Origin of the sequence: Streptomyces sp. NBC_01537 (assembly GCF_045040445.1) — a bacterium.
Classification (GTDB): domain Bacteria; phylum Actinomycetota; class Actinomycetes; order Streptomycetales; family Streptomycetaceae; genus Actinacidiphila.
In genome coordinates, this window is record NZ_CP109392.1 from 54,236 (window position 1) to 76,555 (window position 22,320).

Here is a 22,320-nt window from a genome sequence, read left to right on the forward strand (position 1 = left end):
TCCCTCACCATGAGCTGGTCCGAGAAAGCCGCCACCACGCTGGAGAACGAGCACGTCCTGTTGACCCCGCTCAGCGAGGCGGACCGCGAGGGCATCCGCGCCGTGGCCCTCGACCCCGAGATCTGGCGCTACTTCACGGTCGTCGTCGGCGACGACGCGGACTTCGAGGCGTTCTTCGACTCGAACCTCGCCGAGCACACCGCCGGCCGCCGCGCCGTCTACGTGATCAGCGACAGGAAGAGCGGCCGGGTCGCGGGCAGCATGAGCCTGCTGAGCTTCGCCGAGAAGGACCGCCGACTGGAGATCGGGGCCTCCTGGCTGGGCCACGACTTCCGCGGCAAGGGCGTCAACCACTGGGCGAAGCTGCTGCTGCTCCAGCACTCCTTCGAGGTGCTGGAGGCCGAGCGGGTGGAGTTCAAGACGGACGAGCTCAACGTCCAGGCCCGCAAGGGCCTGCGCAACATCGGCGCCACCGAGGAGGGCACCCTGCGCTCCTTCAACTACATGCCGGGCGGACGCCGCCGCGACGCGGTCTTCTACAGCATCCTGCGCGCCGAGTGGCCGCAGGTGCTCGACGCCCTCTCCCAGGGCCCGAAGAAGGCGGCCGCCTCCGCATGAGCGTCGCGTACGTCAGGGCCGCCGGCACCCCCTTCGAGCTGGGCCGCACCCACGGGGCGGCACTCGCCGGCCCGCTGCGCGGCTTCCTCCGCGACGGCCTGGCGCGGCTGGAGCCCCTCGCCGACCGGCCGCTGACGTTCGCCGGGCTGCTGCCGTCGATCACCACGTACCGCGCGGAGATCACGGCGGCGGTCCCGGACCTCGCCGAGGAGGTCGCGGGGCTGGCGGCGGGGGCCGGGATTTCCGAGGACGAGGCGTGGCTGCTGCAGCTGCGCCGCGAGGTCATGGGCTACACCGGGGTGCCGAGCGCCGGGGACTGCACGGCGTACGCGCGCACCGGGCCGGCCGCCCGGCCGGTGCTGGCGCAGACGGTGGACCTCAACGCGGACATCGACAGCCACATCGCGGTGCTGTCGCTGGCCCGGACGGGCGGGCCGCGCCGGGTGACGGTGCTCAGCTTCGCGGGCCTGCTCGGGTACCTCGGCATGAACAGCGACGGGCTCGCGATCGGGCTGAACCTGGTGACCGACGGCCTGTGGCGGCCCGGCGTCACGCCGTACCTGACCATCCGCCACCTGCTGGACCGTGCCGGGAGCGTGGACGAGGCCCTGGAGATACTGGCCGGGCTCACCCTGTCCAGCTCGCGCAACCTGGTGCTGTGCGACCGGCGGCGCGCGGTGTACGCCGAGGTGTGCGGGACCGAGCTGCGGGTGACCGAGCCCGCCTCGCGGGAGGCCGTGCACACCAACCACTACCTGCACGAGGACTTCACCCCGCTCGACCGGCAGTCGGCCCCCGACCGCGTCAACTCCGACGACCGGCTGGAGGCCGTGACGAAGGGGCTGGCCGGACTCGACCCACAGGCCACGGCGGAGGAGCACTTCGCGGTGCTGTCCCGGCCGCCGGTATGCATCGCCGACCACGGGATCTACCGCCTGGAGAAGACGGTGGCCTCGGTGGTCATGCTGCCCGGGGCGGGCGAGCTGCACCTGCGGGCGGGCGACCCGAACCACGGCGCCACCGAGGTGTTCGCGGTGTAGGGGACGGGCCGGCCGCGGACCGGACCGGCGAGCGGCCGGGCGGACCTGGACCGGCCCTGCACCAGGATTCGACCGCACACCGCTAGCGTCGGCGCGGGAGGCGGCCGAACCGGGCCGGCCTCGCCACGACCCCCGGGGGAGGCATGAGTCAGGTTCAGGCGCAGGCACTGCCGGAGCACCAGACGTCCGCTCCGCACCCCGAGCACGATGAGCCGCGGGCCCCCGCGCCGGTACGGGAGGCGTGGCCGCCGCGCCCCGGATCCCCTGGTGCGTGGCCCCCCGGCCAGAGGAGCCCCGTCCAGAGCGTGCCCGGACCGGGCGCCCTCGGTCAGACGTCGCCCCGCGACGGACCGGGCGGGGCCGCACCCCGGCCGGCGCCCGCGGTCTGCGGTCGGCACGTCCTGGTCGTGGGCGCCGACGCCGGGGACGGGCTGTCGCACCAGCTGCGCCGACACGGCCACACCTGTACCAGGGCGACCCACGGCGGCGCGGCCCTGCAGGCCTACGGCAGCGCCGACCTCGTTCTGCTCGACCTCGAACTGCCGGACCTGGACGGGCTGGAGGTGTGCCGGGCGATCCGGTCGGTCAGCCGGGTGCCGCTCATCATCGTCACCTCCCGCGAGTCCGAGATCGACTGCGTGCTCGGACTCCAGGCGGGCGCGGACGACTACGTCACCAGACCCTTCGGGATCCGCGAGCTGATGGCCCGGATCGAGGCCGTCATGCGCCGCACGCAGTGGCAGCCGGCGGCGGCCGCGGGCCCGGCCCAGGAGATCCGGCACGGCCGGCTGCGCATCGAGGTCGGCTCCCGCGAGGTGACCGTCGACGGCACGCCGGTCACCCTCACGCGCAAGGAGTTCGACCTGCTGTGCGTGCTGGCGCAGCACCCCGACACCGTCGTCCCGCGCAGGCAGCTGCTCCAGCAGGTGTGGGGCAACTCCTGGTCGCGCCGCACCGTGGACACCCACGTCAGCAGCGTTCGCGGCAAGCTGGGCAACTCCGGCTGGATCGTCACCGTCCGCGGCGTCGGCTTCCGCCTCGGCACCGTCTGACGCCTGGCCCCCGCGCCCGTGGACCGAGTTCCTCCGGTACCGGCGGTCTGAGATCGACGCTGCTCCTGCGTCGGTTCGACCGTCCAGGAGGAACAGCCGGGCGCGGGGCGGGCGGGACTCCGCGGACACGGCCTGACCTGATCTTCGACCCCGGGGTCCCGGGGTCGAAGATCAAGTCAGGTGTCGGCGTCGAAGCGGCCGATGGCCAGCGCCCGGTCGACCAGCGGCCCGGCCGCACCGGTGTAACCGGCCGGGTCGAGCAGCGCGGTCAGCTCCGCGTGCGTGAGCACCCCCCGCAGCGCGTCGGACTCCGCCAGCACGGCGGCCAGCGGGCGTGCCGTCTCGGCCGACCGCAGCGACGCCCGCGTCAGCAGTTCCTTCGCGGCCACCTTGCCCAGCCTCGGGGCGAGCACGGCGCAGACCCGCTCGGAGACGAGCTGCCCGCCAGTGGCCTCCAGGTTGACCGCCATCCGCTCGGGGCACACGGTGAGCCCGCGGACCAGCTCCACGGCGGTGTGCGCGGCCCCGCCGGTCAGCCGCAGCGCCTCGCGCAGCGGCTGCCACTCGGCGTGCCAGACCCCCGCCGACCGCTCGTCCTCGTGCGGCAGGCACTGCACGAGGACGGCGGCCAGCGCCGGGACCTGGAGGGCGGCGGAGCGGATCAGCGTCGAGAGCACCGGGTTGCGCTTGTGCGGCATCGCCGAGGAGGCGCCCCGCCCGGCCACCGCCGGCTCGGCCAGCTCCCCGATCTCGGTGCGGGCCAGCACCAGCACGTCGACGGCGATCTTCCCCAGTGCCCCGGTGGTGTGCGCGAGGGCCGCACCCAGGTCGGCGACCGGCGTGCGCAGCGCGTGCCAGGGGAGCACCGGTGCGGCCAGCCCGGTCTCGTCCGCGAAGGCGTCCACCAGTTCGGCCAGGACGGTCGCCGGGTCGGCGCCGTCGCCCGCGTACTGGAGGTAGCCGGCCAGTGTGCCGGCCGCGCCGCCCAAGGAGACCGGTAGGCCGCCCTCGGCCAGCCGCTCCAGCCGCTCGATGGATTCCAGGACCAGCTGGCGCCAGCCCGCCGCCTTCAGCCCGAAGGTGGTGGGTACGGCGTGCAGGGCGAGGGTGCGTCCCGCCATCACCGTGTCCCGGTGGTCGGCCGCCAGGCCGGCGAGTGCGTCGGCCACCGCCCTGAGGTCCGCGACGATCAGCCGCAGGGCCCGGGTCGCCACCAGCATCGCGCCGGTGTCGAAGACGTCCTGGCTGGTGGAGCCGCGGTGCACGTACTCGGCCGCCTCCGGCGAGCGGGCCGCGACCCGTGCGGTGAGCGCCGCGACCAGGCCCACCACCGGGTTGGCGGTCTCCCGCGAGGCCAGCGCCAGCTCCCTGGTGTCGAAGCCCGAGGCCCGGGCGGCGGCGGTGATCGCGGCGGCCGCCGCCGGCGGGACCGTGCCGCACCGCGCCTGGGCGCGGGCCAGCGCGGCCTCGGCGTCGAGCATCGCCTGGACCCAGCCGTCGTCGGCGACGGCGGCCTCGACGGGCGTGCCGGCCCGGACCGGGGACAGCAGCCCCGTGTCCGGGCCCGCGGTGCGGACGGCGGCCCGGCTCATGCGACCGCTCCCGCACCCGCGTTGCCGGACATCGCCGGCCCCGCCGCGACCGCCGGCGTCCCGGGCAGCCGCAGCGCGGGGCGCGGCTCCGGCAGCGCCAGCACCGCCGCCGCGATGGCGTCGGAGTCCTCCAGCGTCACCGAGCCCACGCCCGGCCGGATGCCGGCCGCGGTCACCCAGTGCACGGCCTCGGTGGGCACCCCGTACGCGAACCGTCTGAGGTGCGGCACCCCCTGCCCCTGGAGCAGGTGGTACGGGCGCTGCGAGACGGCCAGGCCTCCGGTCTCGTAGGACGAGCCGTCCGCGCCCGCGATGCGGTGGGTCCGGGCCTGACCGGTGCCCAGCAGCCGGTCCATGAGCGGATCGGCGGTGCGCCGCACGTCGATCTCCGGCAGCCGGGCTTCGATCAGCACCGTGGCCCGCACCCGCAGGTCGGCCATGTCCGGGGAGGTGCCGATGAAGGCCGCGCCCGCGGGGTCGAGGGGGTCGGTGGACACCCGCAGCCCCGGACCGGTCACGTCGAGGATGCCCGCGTCGATCAGGGCGGCCATCTCCTCGATGCGGGAGGCCGGCGGACCGATCGACAGGAAGGCGTTGAGCGGCGTGTACCAGCGGTCGAGCTCGTCGCGGTGCGAGTCGGCGTCGAGGCCGCCGTGGTCGATCGCCAGGCGCAGCTCGTTGCGCAGGTCCCGCAGCAGGTCCAGGGCCGCCTTGAACGGGCCGCTGACGTTGCCCTCCCGGGCCCGGCGCACGTCCTCGTCGAGGTAGCCGCGCAGCCAGCCGCGGAAGGAGGCCAGGTCCCGGAAGACCTGCTCGTCGTACGGCCGGGCGACCGTGTCCCAGTTCCAGCGCTCGTCGTCGCCGATACCGGCCGCGCCGAGCAGCAGGTCCTCGGCCTCGTCATCCCCTGCCTGCAGGAACGCCTCCCCGAAGGCGGCCACCGCGGCCGGCTCCGCGCGCCGCGCGAGGAGCGTCTCGTAGTAGAGGGTGCGCACTTCCTTGGAGATCAGCGGCCACAGTTCGGTGCCGAAGCGGATCGGCTCCCCGCCCCGTACCCGGGCGCGCAGGGACGCCACGAAACGGGTGGTCAGCAGCCGCGGGTGGTAGCGGCCGTGTGCGCCCTTCTCGTTCTCGCCGCGCGCCTGGTACGGCACGCCGCGGCGGGAGCCCGCGTACAGCCGCGGTTCGCGGCCCGAGGGGCGGTACACCAGGCGGCCGTCGACGCGCTCGAACAGCCCGCCGCGGGCGTGCGTGAACAGCGCCATGTAGTCGAAGAAGTTCAGGCCCAGGCCGCGCAGCAGCACCGTCTCGCCGGGGGCGACGGTGGACAGGTCGACGTCCGCCGGGTTGCTCGGCGCGATGTAGGTCAGCCCGTGCCGGGCGGCGTACGCGGCGAACTCCCGCTCCACGTCGTTCGGCCGCACCTGCACATGGCCCTGCGCGAGCACCACCGCGCCCAGGCCCGTCAGCCGGGTGCCGTCCTCCAGGAGCACGGTCTGCGCCCCGCTGGGTCCAGTGCCGGGCTCGGCGTCCTCCAGGGCCACGGCGCGCGAGGCGTGCACGCGGACGGTGGTGTTCGCGGACGCGCTCGCGGTCACCCGGCCGAACACCCAGGTCAGGTACTGGCCGTACAAGGCGCGGGTGGGGTACGTGTCCGGCCCCAGGTCCCGGGCCTCGGCGAGGGTCTCGTCGTCGTACGGCGCGCCCGCCCCGGGCGTCAGAGCGCTGGGGCCCAGCGCCTTGGCCCACTGGTACAGGCTCGGACCCTCCTCCAGCGGCCCTTCGATGGCCACACTGGCGTCGGTGTAGACCGTGACCTGACTGGAGACGGTGTTCATCAGGAGGTGCCGGGACTGGGAGGGCCGCCAGACCCGGCCGGAGCCCGGTGGGTCCGGTTCCACGATGTGCACGGTCAGCTGCTTCCAGCGGGGGGACTTCCGCTCCTGCGCACAGAGTCGTTCCAGTACGGACAGCCCGCGGGGTCCGGCGCCGACAAGGCACACTTCCATACGTCCGCTAGTCACGAAGCACTCCGCTCAGGAGACGGGGGACGGCTGGACCGCGGGGCCGACGCGTCGGCCCCGCCGGTGTGCCTGCCCGGCCTGGTCCCCGGGGGTCAAGGTGGTGTCCGCCAACGGTCGGTCCCGCCGCTCAACCAGTGCTCGGATCCGAGTGGAAGACCGGTCCTGGACCGGTTTCGGGCGCCGTCCGAGCCGGTCCCGTGCAGCGCCGGCGCCGCCCGGGTGCCGGGGCCGCGCTGCGGACGCTGCCTCAAGCGTGCGATCTGCCCCGCCGCTCTTCGCGTTCCTCGGACGAGGAGATCGGCCCGGACGGCAGATCACCGCCGAAGAACTCGCTCAAACGGCTCCGAACCAGCGCTCCAACGCCTCATGCAGGCCGGCCTCGTCCGGGGCGGCCCAGGCGATGTAGCCGTCGGGGCGGACCAGCAGCGCGTGCGGGGCGTCCGACGCGGCCCCCTCGCCCTCGGCCCAGTCGCCGGTGACCGTGTCCACCCGGTCACCCCAGCGCGCCGCGGTGGCGCGCAGCGCGTCGGAGCCGGCCGCCGCGGGGGTCACGAACAGCACGCCGCGGGCCGGCTTGAGCAGGTCCCGCACGGTGGCGGGGCTGCCGTCGGTGAGCTTGAGCGGGGTGTCGGGGCGCAGCCGCAGGCCGAGCCGCGGATGGCTGCCGGAGCCGACGTCGTAGCGCACGTCGAGGCCGGAGACCTGGCCGGCCAGGTGGCGGGCCACCGCGACGTCCTGGACGAGTTCCTGCATGACCGCGCGCAGCGGCTCCATCTCCTCGCCGGAGAGGTAGAGCTTGGTCTGGGCGCGGGTGTTGCGCATGAGCAGCTCCCCGACCGGGTGCCGCTCGGACTGGAAGGTGTCGAGCAGGCCCTCGGGCGCCCAGCCGTTGATGGTGGCCGCCAGTTTCCAGCCGAGGTTGACCGCGTCCTGCACGCCCACGCTCATGCCCTGCGCGCCGGCCGGCATGTGGATGTGGGTGGCGTCGCCGGCCAGGAAGATCCGGCCCTTGCGGTACTGGGCGGCCTGGCGGGTGGTGTCGGTGAAGGAGCTGATCCAGCGGACCTCGGCGTCGTGCAGGCGCTCGCCGGTCATGTCCCGCCAGGTGTCGGCGATGGTCTCGAACGTGAGGCCGCTCCTGTCCTCCGGCGGGCGCAGCGACTCGTTGTGGATGACGATCCGGTGGACGCCGTCCTCCAGGTTGAAGGCCATGACCATGCCGCCGGGCACGCGCTCGCCGATGGGGCGCTGGCGTACGTCCGCCCCGACGACGTCGGCCATGTACATCCCGCGGGTGGGCTCCCAGCCGGGGAAGTCGATGCCGGCGAGCCGGCGGACGATGCTGCGCGCCCCGTCGCAGCCGACCAGGTAGCCGGCGCTCTCCTCGCCGCGGCCTGCGGGACCCTCGTACTCGACGACGACGCCGTCCTCGGTCTCGCGGAAGCCGAGCACCTCGTGTTCGCGGCGGATCTCGACGCCCAGCTCCTTCAGCCAGCCTTCGAGGATCTCCTCGGTGCGGAACTGCGGGATGCCGCGGACGCTGAAGTGGTTGTCGTCCAGCTTGGAGAAGTCGATGTGGACCCCGCCGAAGTGGCCCTGGGCCCATTCGACGTCGCCGAAGCGCTCCAGCAGGCCGCGCTGGTCGAAGACCTCGGCCGCGCGGCGGGTGAAGCCCACGCCGCGGGATTCGCCGCTGGGTGCGGGGAGCTTCTCGAGGACGACGACGTCCACGCCGCCCAATTTCAGTTCGCCGGCGAGCGTCAGCCCGACCGGCCCGGCGCCGACGATGATCGCGCCCTTTGCCATGTCCTACTCCTCAAACATCAAAGCTGCCGCGCATGGGGCAGCGCCGGGTCGGCGGTGGTCGGGCGAAGAAGACCAGCAGGTACCGGCCGATCAGTTCCGGCCCTCTGCGGGGTGGGGCGGGGTGTCGTGCGGCGGGCTGTCAGACGGCCGCGGGCGCCCCGAACCAACGGGTGAGGGCGGCTTCGAGGTCGCCGCCTGCCGGCGCCACCCAGGCGATGTAGCCGTCGGGGCGGACCAGCACGGCCTGCGGGGCGTCGTGGTGGTCGGCCTCCTGGTCGGCCCAGGCGCCGGTGATGACGTCCACGCGGTCGGCCCAGCGGGCGGCGAGTTCGGCCGGGCCGCCGTCCCCGTCCGTGACGATGAGCACGCCGCGGCCTGCGTGCAGGAGCTCGGCGACCTTCGTACGGCTGCCGTCGGCGCGCTCGACGGCTCGGTGCGGGGCCAGGCGCAGCCCCAGGAAGGGGTGTTCCCCGGCGCCCACGTCGTACTTGATGTGCAGGCCGGAGACGCGGCCCGCGAGCCGCCGGGCGGCCTCGGGCAGCGTGACGAGTTCGCGTACGACGGCGCGCAGCGGCTCCATCTCCTCGCCTGCGAGGTACAGCATCGACATGGAGTGCACGTCGCGCATCAGCTGCTCGCCGATCGGGTGGCGCTCGGCGTGGTAGGTGTCGAGCAGGGACTCGGGCGCCCGGTCCCCGAGCACGGCGGCGAGCTTCCACCCGAGGTTGACGGCGTCCTGGAGACCGACGCTGACGCCCTGGGCGCCGAGCGGGGCGTGGTCGTGGGCGGAGTCGCCGGCGAGGAAGACGCGGCCCTTGCGGTACTGGGCGGCCAGGCCGGTGGCGTTGGTCAGGGCGCACATCCAGGAGGCGGAGGCGCCGTGGATGTCCTCGCCGGTCATGCGCTGCCAGGCGTCGGCGAGCTCCGAGAACTCCAGCTCGCCCTCGCCGTGGTGCGGGCGGACGCCGGGCTCGTGGATGACGATGCGGTCCACACCCGGCTCCAGGGTGACGGACAGCACCATGCCGCCGCCCTCGATGCGCTCGCCGATGGGCCTCATGCGCACGTCCGCGCCGACGACGTCGGCCAGGTACATGCCGCGGGTGGCCACGTCGCCGGGGAAGTCGATGTCGGCCAGGATGCGCACGGTGGACTTGCCGCCGTCGCAGCCGATGACGTACGTGCCGGTGGCCTCGGTGTACCCGTCGGGGCCCTGGAAGCCGAGGACCACGCCGTCCCCGGTCTCGGTCAGGGTGATCAGGCCGTAGCCGCGGCGCACCTCGACGCCGAGCTCTTCGACCCAGCGGCCGAGCATGTCCTCGGTGACGGACTGGGCCAGGCCCATGATGCCGAAGTGGCTCTCGTCCAGGAGGGAGAAGTCGATGCGGACACCGCCGTAGTGGCCCTGCTTGCCCCAGCGGATGTCGCCGAGCCTGCCGAGCAGCCCGCGCTGGTCGAAGACCTCCGCGGTACGGCTGGTGAACCCCAGGCCGCGCGACTCGCCGCTGGGGGCGGGCAGTTTGTCGTAGACGACGACGTCCGCGCCGCCGAGCCGCAGCTCACCCGCGAGCATCAGACCGACCGGCCCGGCGCCCACGATGATCGCGCTCTTTGCCATTTCGATTCCTCCGTACAGACGGTTGAGATCATCAGAAAAGACCAGGGGGGTCGAGGGGCGGTGCAGCGGGACCGCAGGATCGCTCAGGCGATCCTTGAGGTCCGTTCCTCACCCGCGCGAGGCAACCGCCGGTGCGTGGTGCGCGGCGGGGCCGCCGCCGGGGCGGCGGGGACGGTGGTCACGGCAGCTCTTTCAGGCCGTGCTCCGTCAGCGGGTCGCGGGCAGGGTGCACACGGCGCGCCGGTCTCCGGCGAGGGGGGCTCGGTACGAACGGACACGGACGACCTCCAGGGGCGTCGGACTGCGCAACGCGATGCCGGGCCAAGGATGCCGAGTACTTCGCCCTGAACGAACCGGTCTCCGGCCCACGTCGAGCGGCCGCCGAGCAGTTCTGGGCCGGCCGTCCGGCGGCCGCCGGACGGCGGCCGCGGCGGAACTCCTGGGGGCGTGCGAGGCGTCCGCCCCGCTCCAGATACGTACAAGTCGCTTTCCAGGGCGGGTCTATTCCTCCTCCTTATCGTGGCGGGACGGGTCCCTTCCGGCGGTTGGGACAGAGTTCTCGCTCATCTGCCATGGAGGAACCACATGCCCGCTGTGCCGCCCCCCGAAGTCGTCCGCGCCGCGGAGAAGACCCGGGCGGACCTGCAGAAGCAGGTCCGGGAGCTGGCTCCGCCCCCGTTCGCCCTGCTCGAACTGGCCATGGGCTCCATGGTGACCCAGGCCCTGTACGCCGCCGCCGAACTGCGCGTGGCCGAGGCCCTGCAGGCCGGTCCGCGACCGATCGAAGAGCTGGCCGCCGAGGTCGGCGCGGACGCCGAGGCGCTGGGCCGGGTGCTGCGCCTGCTCGCCTCCCAGGGCGTGTTCACGCGCCACGACGACGGCCTCTGGGCGCTGACTCCGATGGCCGACGCGCTGCGCGCCGACCACCCGGTGACGATGCGCGACATCTGCGTGCTGATGGGCCACCCGACGCACTGGGACGACTGGAACGGTTTCCTGGACGCGGTGCGAACCGGCGAGCCGAGCCTGCCGAAGCGGCGCGGAATGGGCGCCTTCGAATACCTCATGCAGAATCCGGAATACGGTGCGGTGTTCATCGGCGGGATGGGCAACATGTCCTCCACCGAGACCGCACCGGTCGTGGCCGCGTACGACTTCTCGCAGTTCGGCACGGTCCTGGACTTCTGTGGAGCCAACGGCGGGCTGCTGGCCGGCATCCTCAACAGCGCGCCCGACACCAAGGGCATCCTCTCGGACCCGCGCATCGCCGCGAACGGCGCTGCGGAGTTCCTGGCGGCGCAGGGTGTCGCGGACCGCGTGACCCTGGCCGACGGCGACCTGTTCGACCCGATGCCGTCGGGTGCGGACGCGTACGTCCTCAAGCACATCGTGCACGACTGGCCGCAGGAGCAGGCCCTGCAGATCCTCCGCAACGTGCGCGCCGCGATCAAGCCGGGCGGCAGGCTGCTGCTGGTGGAGATGGTGGTCCCGGAGGGCGACGAGCCGCACTCCGGCAAGCTCGTCGACCTGTGGCTGCTGCTGCTCGTGGGCGGCAAGGAGCGCACCCGGTCGCAGTACGCGGAGCTGGTGGCGAAGGCCGGCTTCAAGCTGGAGCGGGTCGTGGAGACCGCCGCGGCCGTCTCGGTCGTGGAGGCCATCGCGGTCTGACGCACCGCCCCTGAACTGCCCCGGTACCGCGTTTCCCCCGACGCGGAACCGGGGCTCCCCGCATGCCCGCCCCGTACGTCGCCCCCCGCACGCCGCAGCCCCCGCCCCGCCGTCCGACCGGCGGGGCGGGGGCTGCGGCGCCCTGAGGGGGTCAGGCGGAAGTGGCTCCCAGCCACCGCTCCAGCGCGGCCGCGAGCCCTTGCGCGGGCTCGCCGGCCCAGGCCACGTACCCGTCGGGACGGACCAGCAGCGCAGGGACGCCGGCCAGTACGTCCGGGCCGTCAACCGGCTTGGCGGACACGGTGTGCACGTCGAGGCGGCCCTGCCAGCCGGCTGCCGTACGGCGCGCCCCGGCATCGTCGGCGAAGTCGAGCAGTACGGCCCGGCCCGGGTGCAGCAGCCGCGCGGTGCGCTGCTCGCCGTCGGCGCCGACCAGCAGCCGCGGTGGCATCCGGCGGCCGACCAGCGGGTGGGCGTCCTCGCCTGCGCCGAGGTCGTAGCGGATGTCGAGGTGGCTGACCGCTCCGGCCAGGTGCCGCTTGACGTCGTCGTACCGGACCAGCTCGCCGAACAGCTCGCGCAGCGGGTCCGACTCCGCGCCGCCGAGGAAGACGATCCCCTGGGCACGGGTGTTGGCCAGCAGGCGGCGGCCGACCGGCCACCGCTCGGCGTGGTAGGTGTCCAGCAGCGCCGCGGGGGCGTCGCCGCGGACCACGGCGACCAGCTTCCAGCCGAGGTTGGCCGCGTCCTGCACGCCGGTGCTCAAGCCCTGGCCGCCGGCCGGCAGGTGGATGTGCGCCGCGTCGCCGGCCACGAACACCCGGCCCCGCCGGTACTCGCAGGCCTGGCGGGTGGCGTTGGTGAAGGAGGACACCCAGTCGGCGCCGCCGTGCGAGATGTCCTCGCCGGTGATGCTCCGCCAGGCTTCCGCGACCTCCTCGAAGGTGACGGTCCGCTCGCGGCCGTGCGCCGGCCGGCCGTCGGGGCAGACGATGATCCGGTCCACGCCCTCGGCGAGCGGGGCCGCCATCACCATGCCGTTGCCCAGGCGCTCGCCGAGGAACCGCGGCCGCAGGGAGCAGCCGGTGACGTCGGCGAGGTACATGCCCTGGGTGGCGTCGGTGCCCGGGAACTCGAAGCCGGCCGCCTTGCGGACGCGGCTGGAGCCGCCGTCGGCGCCCACCAGGTACGCGGCGCGCAGCCGCTGCTCGTCGCCCTCGGGCGTACGGACGGTGATCTCGACGTGGTCCCCGTCGAGGAAGCCGTCGGCGAGCGAGACGAACTCCCAGCCGCGCCGGATGTCGGCGCCGAGTTCGGCGGCCCAGCCCTCCAGCACGGCCTCGGTCTGCCCCTGCGGGATGCCGCGGGCGCCGAAGTGGGCGTCCTCGAGGACGGTGAAGTCGAACTGGGCCCCGCCGAAGTGTCCTACGGGGCTGGTGGCGAGGGTCTCGCCCTGGCCGAACCGGGGCAGCAGCCCGCGCTCGTCGAACACCTCCATGGCACGGGCGGTGAAGCCCAGGCCACGGGACTGCCCGGTAGGCGCAGCCAGTTTCTCGATCACGACGACGCGGGCTCCGCCCAGGCGCAGTTCGCCGGCGAGCATCAGTCCGGTCGGGCCGGCGCCGACGACGATGACGTCGGTGTCCGCCGCTGTCCCTTCGGTCCCTTGCATGGGCTGTCCTTCCTGACAGTGGGGATCACTGGAGACTGGGTTGTGAGTGGGTGTGCGGCGGGGTGCGGACGTACACGTGGGGACGCGCTCGCAGGGGGAGTGCGGACGTGCCCCCGGTCCGGGGACGCTCAGGGGGTCGGTGGGCGGGCCGGGCCGAACCAGCGGCCGAGCGCCTCGGCCAGCCCGTCGCCGTCGTCGTACCGGCCCACCCACGCCACGTGGCCGTCGGGCCGTACGAGAACGGCCCCCGGCTCACCGGGGAGCGAGCCGGGCTCCGGGTCGCCGGCGACCGCGGTGACCCGGTCGGCCCAGCCGGCGGGCACCCGTACGCCGGTACCGCCCACGTCGAGCAGCAGACCGCCGCGGGCGCGCAGCAGCTCGGCGGTGCTTCCGCGCTCGCGCCCGCCGGACCGCACGACGGTGTGCGGCAGCCGGGCGCCGAGCAGCGGGTGCGCGGGGCCGGGCACCGGGTAGCGCACGTCGAGTGCGCTGATCATCCCGGCCAGGTGGGCCCGTACCTCCTCCAGGCCGGTCAGCTCGACCACCAGCGCGCGCAGCGGCTCCACCTCGGGGCCGCCGAGCAGCAGCAGGGCCTGGGCCCGGATGTTCGCCAGGACCCGGCGGCCGACCGCGTGCCGCTCCTCGTGGTAGGTGTCGAGGAGGCTCTCGGGAGCCGGCCCGCGCACGGTGAGCGCGAGCTTCCAGCCGAGGTTGAAGGCGTCCTGGAGACCGAGGTTGAGGGCCTGGCCACCGACCGGCATCTGCCGGTGGGCGGCGTCCCCCGCGAACAGGACGCGCCCGTGCCGGTAGGAGGCGAGCTGCCGGGAGGCGTCGCCGAAGGAGTTCACCCACAGCGGGGTACCGCCGCTGATGTCCTCTCCGGTGACCCGCTTCCAGACGGTGGCGACCTCCTCGAACGAGACGTCCGCGGTGCGCGGGCCGGCCGTCGAGCCGAACTCGTGGACCATGACGCGGGTGACGCCCTTGTCGTTGCGCCAGGCGATGGCCAGCCCGCGCTCCAGGCGCTGGAAACGCCGGTTGGGGATGTCGATGCCCTCGACGTCGGCCCGCAGCAGTTCCCGGCCGGCGTCGTGGCCGGGGAAGTCCACCCCGGTCAGCCGCCGTACGGTGCTGTCCTCGCCGTCGCAGGCGACCAGGTAGCGGGCGCGCAGCCGCAGGACTCCGTCCCGTCCGACGGCCTCGGCCTCGACGTACTCGCCGACCTCGCCGGCGGCGACCAGTTCGTGGCCGCACCGGATGTCGACGCCGTGCGAGATCGCCCGCTCCTCCAGGACCGCCTCGGTCTTGGCCTGCGGCACCTTCCACTGGCCCGGGTGGGTGCTGGGCAGGGTGAGGTCGAGCGGGAGGCCGCCGAAGTGGCCGCGCGGCTCGTGGGGCGGCGTGCCGACGTCGGGCAGCAGTTCCCGCGCGTCGAGGATCTCCATGGTGCGGGCGTGCAGCGTGGAGGCCCGGGACTCGGTGGACGGGGCCTTGCGCTTCTCGACCACGACCACGTCCACGCCGCCGCGTGCGAGTTCGGCGGCGAGCATCAGCCCGACGGGTCCGGCACCGACGACCAGGACCTCGGTGCCGAACCGGTCCGGGCGGCCCGCGCCGCCCGGTGCCGGCCCGGCACCGCCCGTTGCAAGGTCGGGCGCCATCCTCAGGAGGCCTTCGACTCGGCGTAGGACTTCGACTCGGCGTAGGCCTTCGCGTGCGCGAGGGTGGCGCAGCTGTTGGTGGACAGCGCAGTGTGCACGTACGCGCGGGCGTCGGCGACGGTGGCTTCGTCCCCGAGGCAGCGCGCGATGTTCTCCGTGTTGAGGCTGACGGTGTGCTGCGAGGATGCGGCGGTGCCCTCGTCGGTCTCGACGAACGTCCACTCGCCGGTGTGCAGGGTCATCAGCGCCGGCAGGGTGACCTGCTTGTAGGCGATCTTGTCGTGGGGGAAGACCACCCGGTACGACTTGGTGGTGTGCACCGAGCCGTCCTTGGCGCGGGTGTCCATCTCCAGCTCCTGCAGGCCCGGGGTGTCCTCATCGAGGCGCACCACGGCCACGTGCGGGAGCCGCTCGGCCCACAGCTGGGCCTCGTTGATGAAGTCGAACACGTCCTTGGCGGAGCCCGCGACCTGGACGGTGTCGGTGAACGAGAAGGTCAGCTCCTCGGTCTCCGCGGCGTGCGCCGCCTCGACGTTGACCTTGAGCGCGGCCAGCTCGGAGGTGCTGTTCCTGTCCACCGCCCGCGCGATCCACAGCAGGTCGTGCGCGTCGTCGTCGATGGCGCTGTAGTCGTGCAACAGCCGGACGCGGGACTCCGCCTCGCCGAGCGGCTCGATGATCCAGGTACCGCCCATGTGCTTGACGGGCTCCGCCGGGACCTCCTGGCGGAAGGTGATGCGCAGGCCCTCCGGGTCCAGGGTGCGGCGCGAGGTCCAGTTCTTCGGCCGGCCGTTGGCGGTCGCCCAGATCCGGATCTTCTCCTCGGCGCCCTCGGCCTCGATCTGGTCCACGTGGATGGTGGGCGGGAAGATGCGCGGCCAGTTGGTCACGTCCGCGAGCAGCTGGTAGACGGCGGCGGCCGGGGCGCCGACGGTGATTTCGTGCTCGACCTCACGCGTGGTCATGACGGGTTCTCCTCAGGTGGTGTTCGGGGGTGCGTGGGGCGGGCACTGCTAGAAGTTGCCCAGGCCGCCGCAGACGTTGAGCGCCTGCGAGGTGATGGAGGCGGCGGTGTCGGAGGCCAGGTAGCCGACCAGGCCGGCGACCTCCTCCGGGGTGGAGTAGCGGCCGAGCGGGATCTTCGCCTGGAACTTCTCGAGGATGGCGTCCTCGGAGGTGTCGTAGGCGGCCGCGTAGCCCTGGCGGACCTTCTGGGCCATCGGGGTCTCGACGTACCCGGGGCAGACCGCGTTGACGGTGATGCCGGTGGGGGCCAGCTCGTTGCCCAGCGCCTTGGTGAAGCCGACGACGCCGTGCTTGGAGGCGGAGTACGGAGCGCCGAGGACGACGCCCTGCTTGCCCGCGGTGGAGGCGATGTTGATGATCCGGCCGCGGTCCTTGTGCCGCATACCGCCGGTGCCGAGCACGGCGCGGGTGACGCGGAAGACGCTGTTGAGGTTCGTCTCGATGACGTCCTGCCACAGCTCGTCGGTGATGTCGGCGGTCGGTCCGCCGCCGGACCGGCCGGCGTTGTTGACCACGACGTCGACGGTGCCGAAGCGGTCGACGGCGGCCTGGACGAAGGCGTCCACCGAGGTGGTGTCGCGGACGTCGACGACCGCGCCGTCCACGTCCAGGCCCTCGGTCTGGAGCTCCTTGACGGTGGCGGCGACGTTGTCGGCGTTGCGGGCGCCGATGAACACCTTGTGGTTCTGCGAGGCGAGCAGACGCGCCGAGGCGAGGCCGATGCCACTGGTGGCGCCGGTGACGACGGCGACCCTGGGGGTGGCGTGCTGGGTCATGTCCGGATCCCTTCAGGCAGCCGTGGCAGGCGCGAGCTGCATGTTGACGACGTCGATGAAGGTCCGCGGCGTGTGCGCGTCGTTGACGGCCTCCTCGTCGAGGGAGATGCCGCACTCGCGCTCGATGAGGCTGCCGGCCTCCAGCAGGGCGAGGGACTCGTAGCCGAGCACGTCGAACTCGGTGTCGAGGATGTCGCCGTCCAGGTCGACGCCCTCGGCCACGCCCGCGGCCTCCTTCAGGATGCGCTTGAGGTCGTCGAGGGTGAACGCCTTGGTGACCATGGTGGAAGTCCCTTTCGTCATGATGCTGCGTGGGTGGTGGCGTACGTGTGGACGAGGCCGCCCTACTCGGCGGCGCGCACGACCATGGCGGAGTTGAACCCGCCGCTGCCGCGGGCCAGGACCAGTGCGCTGCGCACCGGTGCCGGGCGCGGCCGGTCCAGGACCAGGTCGAGCAGGTAGTCCGGGCACGGGTCGACGTGCACGGTGGGAGGGATGACCCCGTCGCGGATGGTGAGCAGGGCGGCGGCCAGGTCCAGCGGGGCCGCGCCCGAGTACAGGCGTCCGGTCATCGTCTTGGGCACGGTCACCGGGACGGCCCGGGCTCCGAAGACGGCGGTGATCGCCTCGGCCTCGATGCGGTCAGGACCGGGGTCGCCGGCGCCGTCGGCGAAGACGACGTCGATGTCGCCGGAGTCGGCGCCCGCGTCGGCGAGGGCGAGCTCGATGGCCTTGCGCAGGCCCGGCTCGCGGCCGCTGCCGGGCCTGGGGTCCATCGTCGAGCCGTGGCCGGCGATCTCGCCGTAGATGCGGGCGCCGCGGGCGCGCGCCGCGTCGGCGTCCTCGGTGATGAGGATCGCGCCGCCCTCGCCGGGCACATAACCGCGGGAGTCGCGGTCGAAGGGCAGGTAGGCGCGGGCGGGCTCGTCGCTGGTGGACAGCTTGCCGGTGGACAGCTGGGCCACCCAGCCCCACGGGCAGATGGAGGCGTCGACGGCTCCGGTGACGATCAGCGAGGTGCCCTTGCGGATCTGGCGGCGGGCGTGGGCGACGGCGTCCAGGCCGCCGGCTCCCTCGCTGACCACGACGCCGGCCGGGCCCTTCATGCCGTTGCGGATCGAGATCTGGCCGCTGTTGACGGCGTAGAACCAGGCGAAGGACTGGTACGCCGAGACGTACTGGCTGCCCCGGCTCCACAGGCTCTGCAGCTCACCCTGGCCGAACTCGAAGCCGCCCGCGGCCGAGGCCGTGATGACGCCCATGTCGAACTCGGACATCTTCGCGGGGTCGACGCCCGCGTCCTGCAGCGCCCAGTCCGTGGCCACCAGCGCGAGCCGGGTGACCCGGTCGGTCTGCGGCAGGATGCGTGAGGGCAGGTGGTCCTCGGCGACGAAGCCGGGGACCTCACCCGCCAGGCGGGCGGGGTAACTCGACGGGTCGAAGCGGGTGATCCGGCCGATGCCGTTCTTTCCGCCAAGAGTCGCCGACCAGTAGTCCTTGGCACCCAGCCCGTTGGGGGAGGCTATGCCGAGGCCGGTGACCACTACCGACGCGGTCATACGAGGTTCCTTTCGGGGCTGGCCAGCACCATGGCGCTCTGGAAGCCGCCGAATCCGCTGCCGACCGTGAGGACCGCGTCGACCCGCTGGTCCCGCGCGGTGACGGGGACGTAGTCGAGGTCGCACTCGGGGTCGGGCGTCGTCAGGTTGGCCGTGGGCGGTACGAGGTCGTACTCCATGGCCAGGGCGGACGCGGCGATCTCGATGGAGCCGATCGCGCCGAGCGAGTGCCCGACCATCGACTTGATGGAGCTGACCGGCGTGCGGTAGGCGTGGTCGCCGAGACTGCGCTTGAAGGCGGCCGTCTCGTGCCGGTCGTTCTGCTTGGTGCCCGAGCCGTGCGCGTTGATGTAGTCGATCGCCTCGGGGTTCATGCGGGCCTCGCCGAGGGCGATGCTGATGGCCTCGGACATCTCCCGGCCATCGGGGCGCAGGCCCGTCATGTGGTACGCGTTGGAGCGCGTCGCATAGCCGGCGATCTCGGCGTAGATGTGCGCGCCGCGCTCCTTGGCGCTCTCCAGCTCCTCCAGCACGAAGAAGGCGGTGCCCTCGCCCAGCACGAACCCGTTGCGGGTGCCGTCGAAGGGGCGCGAGGCGCTCTGCGGATCGTCGTGGCGGGGGGTGGTGGCCTTGATGGCATCGAAGCAGGCCATCGTGATCGGGGAGATCGGGGCGTCCGAGGAGCCTGCGATCACCACGTCCGCCGACCCCTCGCGGACCAGCTCGACGGCGTAGCCGACCGAGTCGAGGCCGGAGGTACAGCCGGTGGACACCACGGTGGAGGGGCCCTCGGCGCCCACGGCCCAGGCGACCTCGGAGGCGAAGGAGCTCGGCACCATGTGGTCGTAGAGGTGCGGGACCGCGTAGGCGTGGTCGACCAGGTCGAGCCGGCCGCCGTCACTGACGACCCGGTACTCCTCGTCGAGGCTCATCGTGGCGCCGACCGCGGAGCCCACCGTGACACCGATGCGGTGCGGGTCGATCCCGCCCAGGTCGATGCCGCTGTCGGCGACCGCGCCGCGCGAGGCGACCACCGCGAACTGCGCGGCCCGGTCCAGGCGGCGCACCTCCTGCGCGGTCAGCCCGTGGGCGTACGGGTCGAAGTCGATCTCGGCGGCCACCCGGGAGCGGAAGGGCGCGGGGTCGAAGAAGGTGATCCCGCGGGTGGCGGTGCGGCCCTCGCTCAGCAGGTTCCAGAACTTCTCCTTGCCGACACCACCGGGGGCGATCACCTCGATTCCGGTGATGACGACGCGTCGGCGGGTCACGCGGACGCCTCCCAGCTGTAGAAGCGTGCGGCCATCGCGTCGGCCGGTGAGCGCCAGCTCTTGGGGTCGTAGGCCTCGATGAAGGGCTTGAGGTCCTGGCTGATCCCGACGAAGCGCGGGTCGCCCTTCGCCTGCTCGATCAGCTCGCCTCCGTTGTCCTCGTCGAAGTCCTGGAGGTGGAAGTACAGGCCCCGGTACGAGAACAACTGGCGGCGCCGCGTTCCCATGCGCTGGGGCATGTCCGTCGCGTCGAATTCGGAGAACAGCTTTGCCACATCGGCGGACGAGGCTGCTGCCATCCGGGCGACAATCAACGTGCTGTGCATAAGGTTTGGCTCCTCAGCGTGTGCGCGGGAGAGCGCGGTGCGGACGCGGCCTGTGTGGCGGCCTGAATTCGCCACTGGCTTGACGGTCCCGCCTGGCGATAGGGCGCCGCACGGGGAATTCTCGAATTCCGCCGGAGCGGGTGCACAGTGCGCCTTCTCATGGATGGGGGCATGTAACGCGGGACGCCCGGCGCCCTGAGCGGGGTGCCGGGCGTCCGGGGCATTGCGGTCCCGTCGCGCCGTGGAGAGCGCGCCGGTTCACTCGCCGGCGGAGCGGGAGTGCACCACGGTGTACGAGTTGATGTACGGGGCGCCGGTGGAGACGGCGTGGACGCGGTTCTGGGCCTCCTGGCGCGCGGCGGACTGCTGCTCCGGGGCCTGGTTGCGGTAGGAGTCGAAGGCCTCCTTGCTGTCCCACTGCGAGTAGGAGACGACGAACTTGCCGTCCAGGCCGCGGGCGCGCAGGCCCCTGAGGACCACGTGCGAGCGGAAGCCGGGGACCTCGGCGAAGAAGTCCTGACCCTTGCCGAGGGCGTCGATGGCCTCGTCCTGGCCGTCGTCGGTCACGGAGAAGACGCCGAGGACGGTGTAGTCGTCGCGGTGCGGGCCGACCTCGACCCTGCCGTCGAGGGCGCCCGAGGTCAGCGTGTAGGCGACCTCGTTCTGCAGCAGCTTGATCGAGGTGGTGATCTCGCCGAAGACGGGGAGGGTGCGGTGCTTGAACTCCTCGCCCTCGTATCGCCGCTCCAGGTCCTCGCCGCTGCGCCACTGGATGAAGTTGGCGGTGCCCAGGCTGTCGACGCCCGCGTGCACGGTGCTGTTCATCCAGCCGTCGTAGGTGGCCGCGTCGACGATCTTCCGCATCTCCTCGACCAGGCTGTCCTGCTTCTCGGACGCGTCGGTGGTGAAGAGGTTGAGGACGGTCAGGTGTTTGTCCTCAAGGGAGATGAAAGGCATTCTTCTTCGCTTCCTGTGGAGGGTACGGACGGAGCGGGACGGAAAGGCACTCAGTTGGCGGGACCGAACCAGCGGGTGAGAGCTTCGGTGAAGCCTTCGGAGCCGGCGCCTTCGGGCGCGAGCCAGGCGACGTAGCCGTCGGGGCGGACGAGGATGCCGTCCACCGGGGCGTCGCAGTCGGGCTGGTCGGCGCGGACCACCTCGACGCGGTCGGCCCAGCCGGCGGCCGCCTCGCGCAGGCCGTGGGCGCCGCCGAGTTCGAGGAGCACGGCGCGGCCGGCGTTCAGCAGCGCGAAGACCGAGGTCTTTTCGCCGTCGACGACGAGTTCCCGGTCGGGCAGGCGCCGGCCGAGCAGCGGGTGGTCGCCCGCGCCGACGTCGTGGCGGATGTCGAGGCCGGTGACCATGCCGGCGAGGTGGCGGCGGACCGATTCGTGGTTGTCCACCAGCTCGGTGAAGACCTCGCGCATCGGGGTGATGTCGTCGCCGCCGAGGTAGAGGATGCGCTGGGCGAGGGTGTTGGTCAGGATCCGGGCCCCGACCGGGTGCCGCTCGCAGTGGTAGGTGTCGAGCAGGCCCTCGGGCGCCCGGCCCCGGATGTCCAGGGCGAGCTTCCAGCCGAGGTTCACCGCGTCCTGGATGCCCGCGCTCATGCCCTGCGCGCCGATGGGCAGGTGGATGTGCGCGGCGTCACCGGCCAGGAAGACCCGGCCGCGCCGGTACTCGGTGGCCTGGCGGCTGTTGTCGGTGGTGGAGCTGACCCACAGCGGCGTGGCGCCACTGATGTCCTCGCCCGTCAGGCGCTGCCAGGATGCGACCACCTCCTCGAAGGTGATCGCCTCGGGGCTCTTGCGCAGCGGCTCGGCGCTGTCGAAGTAGATGACGCGGCTGCGGTCCGGGCCCATGGGGATGACCATCACCATGCCGCCGGGGACGCGCTCGCCGCTGAAGCGCGGGCGCAGCGGTACGCCGGCCACGTCCGCGAAGCGCAGCTCGATGGCCGGTTCGGTACCGGGGAAGTCGATGCCGGCGAGCTTGCGCACGATGCTGCGGGCGCCGTCGCAGCCCACCACGTGGCGGGCGCGCAGGGTGAGGGTGCCGTCCGCGCCCTGCGCGGTGAGCGTCACGCCCTCGGCGTCCTGGGCCAGGCCGGTGACCTCGACGCCGCGGCGGATCTCGGCGCCCAGTTCGCGCGCCCAGCCGCCGAGGACGCCCTCGGTACGGGCCTGCGGGATGCCGCGGGCGCCGTACGAGCCGCCTTCGAGCACCCGGTAGTCGAGCGGGACGCCGCCGAAGTGGCCGACCGGAATGACGCCGACCTCGCCGAAGCGGGCGATCAGGCCGCGCTGGGCGAATTCCTCGATGGTCCGTGCAGAAAAGCCGAGCGCCCGGGATTCCTTAATCGGCTCGGCAAGTTTGTCAAGGACTGTCACCGAGGCTCCATTGAGCCTCAACTCGCCCGCGAGCATGAGTCCGGTGGGCCCGGCTCCCACAACAATGGCATCTACATCAAAGGTGCTCATCCCGCCTCTTCCCACTGGTGTTCGGCCAGTATCACGAGGGCCCGTGCGGGGCGTAAAGAGTGATTGATACAGACCTTCGACAATCAATGACAGAAAAGCGTCAGCAATGTCAGATCTTTGTCAGGCGGGGTTGC

Annotated in this window: 18 protein-coding genes; 4 read left to right on the forward strand and 14 right to left on the reverse strand. The window is 72.9% G+C overall.

The window, feature by feature from the left end; translation table 11 throughout:
• Positions 1–9: 9 nt before the first annotated feature.
• From OG607_RS00235 to OG607_RS00245, 3 genes are all read left to right on the forward strand, one after another.
• Entirely contained in the window at positions 10–618 is a 609-nt protein-coding gene (locus OG607_RS00235; protein WP_405717150.1) for a GNAT family N-acetyltransferase, read from the forward strand.
• Complete coding sequence (locus OG607_RS00240; protein ID WP_405717153.1) at positions 615–1,658, forward strand: C45 family autoproteolytic acyltransferase/hydolase; 1,044 nt, start codon at positions 615–617, stop codon at positions 1,656–1,658. The genes OG607_RS00235 and OG607_RS00240 overlap by 4 nt, the downstream gene beginning before the upstream one ends.
• 305 nt (positions 1,659–1,963) lie before the next feature.
• Positions 1,964–2,710, forward strand: a complete 747-nt coding sequence (locus OG607_RS00245) for a response regulator transcription factor (RefSeq protein WP_405717156.1) — start codon at positions 1,964–1,966, stop codon at positions 2,708–2,710.
• A gap of 176 nt (positions 2,711–2,886) precedes the next feature.
• Here the strand turns inward: OG607_RS00245 and pcaB are convergent, their stop codons facing one another.
• The 4 genes from pcaB to OG607_RS00265 form a co-directional block, all read right to left on the reverse strand.
• Positions 2,887–4,302 carry a 3-carboxy-cis,cis-muconate cycloisomerase gene (pcaB, locus tag OG607_RS00250; RefSeq protein WP_405717159.1) on the reverse strand — a complete coding sequence of 472 codons (1,416 nt, stop codon included), beginning with the start codon at positions 4,300–4,302 and terminating at the stop codon, positions 2,887–2,889.
• Complete coding sequence (locus tag OG607_RS00255) at positions 4,299–6,326, reverse strand: FAD/NAD(P)-binding protein (protein WP_405717161.1); 2,028 nt, start codon at positions 6,324–6,326, stop codon at positions 4,299–4,301. The genes pcaB and OG607_RS00255 overlap by 4 nt, the downstream gene beginning before the upstream one ends.
• A 333-nt stretch (positions 6,327–6,659) precedes the next feature.
• A complete protein-coding gene (locus OG607_RS00260) occupies positions 6,660–8,132 on the reverse strand; it encodes an FAD-dependent monooxygenase (RefSeq protein ID WP_405717163.1) in 1,473 nt (490 codons plus the stop codon).
• A gap of 139 nt (positions 8,133–8,271) precedes the next feature.
• Entirely contained in the window at positions 8,272–9,750 is a 1,479-nt protein-coding gene (locus tag OG607_RS00265; protein WP_405717165.1) for an FAD-dependent monooxygenase, read from the reverse strand.
• 585 nt (positions 9,751–10,335) lie between these two features.
• Here OG607_RS00265 and OG607_RS00270 point away from each other — a divergent pair.
• Positions 10,336–11,418 (forward strand): methyltransferase, encoded by a 1,083-nt coding sequence (locus tag OG607_RS00270; protein ID WP_405717167.1) that lies wholly within the window; start codon positions 10,336–10,338, stop codon positions 11,416–11,418.
• 151 nt (positions 11,419–11,569) lie between these two features.
• On the opposite strand, the gene OG607_RS00275 is transcribed toward OG607_RS00270, so the two are convergent.
• The 10 genes from OG607_RS00275 to OG607_RS00320 all read right to left on the reverse strand — a co-directional run bounded on the left by OG607_RS00275 (position 11,570) and on the right by OG607_RS00320 (position 22,186).
• Positions 11,570–13,090: an FAD-dependent monooxygenase gene (locus OG607_RS00275; protein WP_405717169.1), complete on the reverse strand. Its 1,521-nt coding sequence runs from the start codon at positions 13,088–13,090 to the stop codon at positions 11,570–11,572.
• Between the two features lie 128 nt (positions 13,091–13,218).
• Positions 13,219–14,751, reverse strand: a complete 1,533-nt coding sequence (locus OG607_RS00280) for an FAD-dependent oxidoreductase (protein ID WP_405717172.1) — start codon at positions 14,749–14,751, stop codon at positions 13,219–13,221.
• A 2-nt stretch (positions 14,752–14,753) separates the two neighbouring features.
• Complete coding sequence (locus OG607_RS00285; protein WP_405717175.1) at positions 14,754–15,716, reverse strand: aromatase/cyclase; 963 nt, start codon at positions 15,714–15,716, stop codon at positions 14,754–14,756.
• Positions 15,717–15,764: 48 nt separating this feature from the next.
• Positions 15,765–16,553 carry a 3-oxoacyl-ACP reductase FabG gene (gene fabG / locus OG607_RS00290; RefSeq protein WP_405717177.1) on the reverse strand — a complete coding sequence of 263 codons (789 nt, stop codon included), beginning with the start codon at positions 16,551–16,553 and terminating at the stop codon, positions 15,765–15,767.
• A gap of 12 nt (positions 16,554–16,565) precedes the next feature.
• Positions 16,566–16,835, reverse strand: coding sequence for an acyl carrier protein (locus OG607_RS00295; RefSeq protein WP_405736447.1), 270 nt, complete (start codon positions 16,833–16,835; stop codon positions 16,566–16,568).
• Positions 16,836–16,897: 62 nt separating this feature from the next.
• Entirely contained in the window at positions 16,898–18,112 is a 1,215-nt protein-coding gene (locus OG607_RS00300; protein ID WP_405717180.1) for a ketosynthase chain-length factor, read from the reverse strand.
• The gene (locus tag OG607_RS00305; protein WP_405717183.1) at positions 18,109–19,380 is read right to left on the reverse strand and encodes a beta-ketoacyl-[acyl-carrier-protein] synthase family protein; all 1,272 of its coding nucleotides are present in this window, start codon (positions 19,378–19,380) and stop codon (positions 18,109–18,111) included. The genes OG607_RS00300 and OG607_RS00305 overlap by 4 nt, the downstream gene beginning before the upstream one ends.
• Complete coding sequence (locus tag OG607_RS00310; protein WP_405717186.1) at positions 19,377–19,706, reverse strand: TcmI family type II polyketide cyclase; 330 nt, start codon at positions 19,704–19,706, stop codon at positions 19,377–19,379. Before OG607_RS00310 ends, OG607_RS00305 begins: the two co-directional genes overlap by 4 nt.
• 258 nt (positions 19,707–19,964) lie before the next feature.
• A complete protein-coding gene (locus OG607_RS00315; RefSeq protein WP_405717189.1) occupies positions 19,965–20,663 on the reverse strand; it encodes an antibiotic biosynthesis monooxygenase family protein in 699 nt (232 codons plus the stop codon).
• Positions 20,664–20,713: 50 nt separating this feature from the next.
• Positions 20,714–22,186, reverse strand: coding sequence for an FAD-dependent monooxygenase (locus tag OG607_RS00320; RefSeq protein WP_405717191.1), 1,473 nt, complete (start codon positions 22,184–22,186; stop codon positions 20,714–20,716).
• Positions 22,187–22,320: the final 134 nt, after the last annotated feature.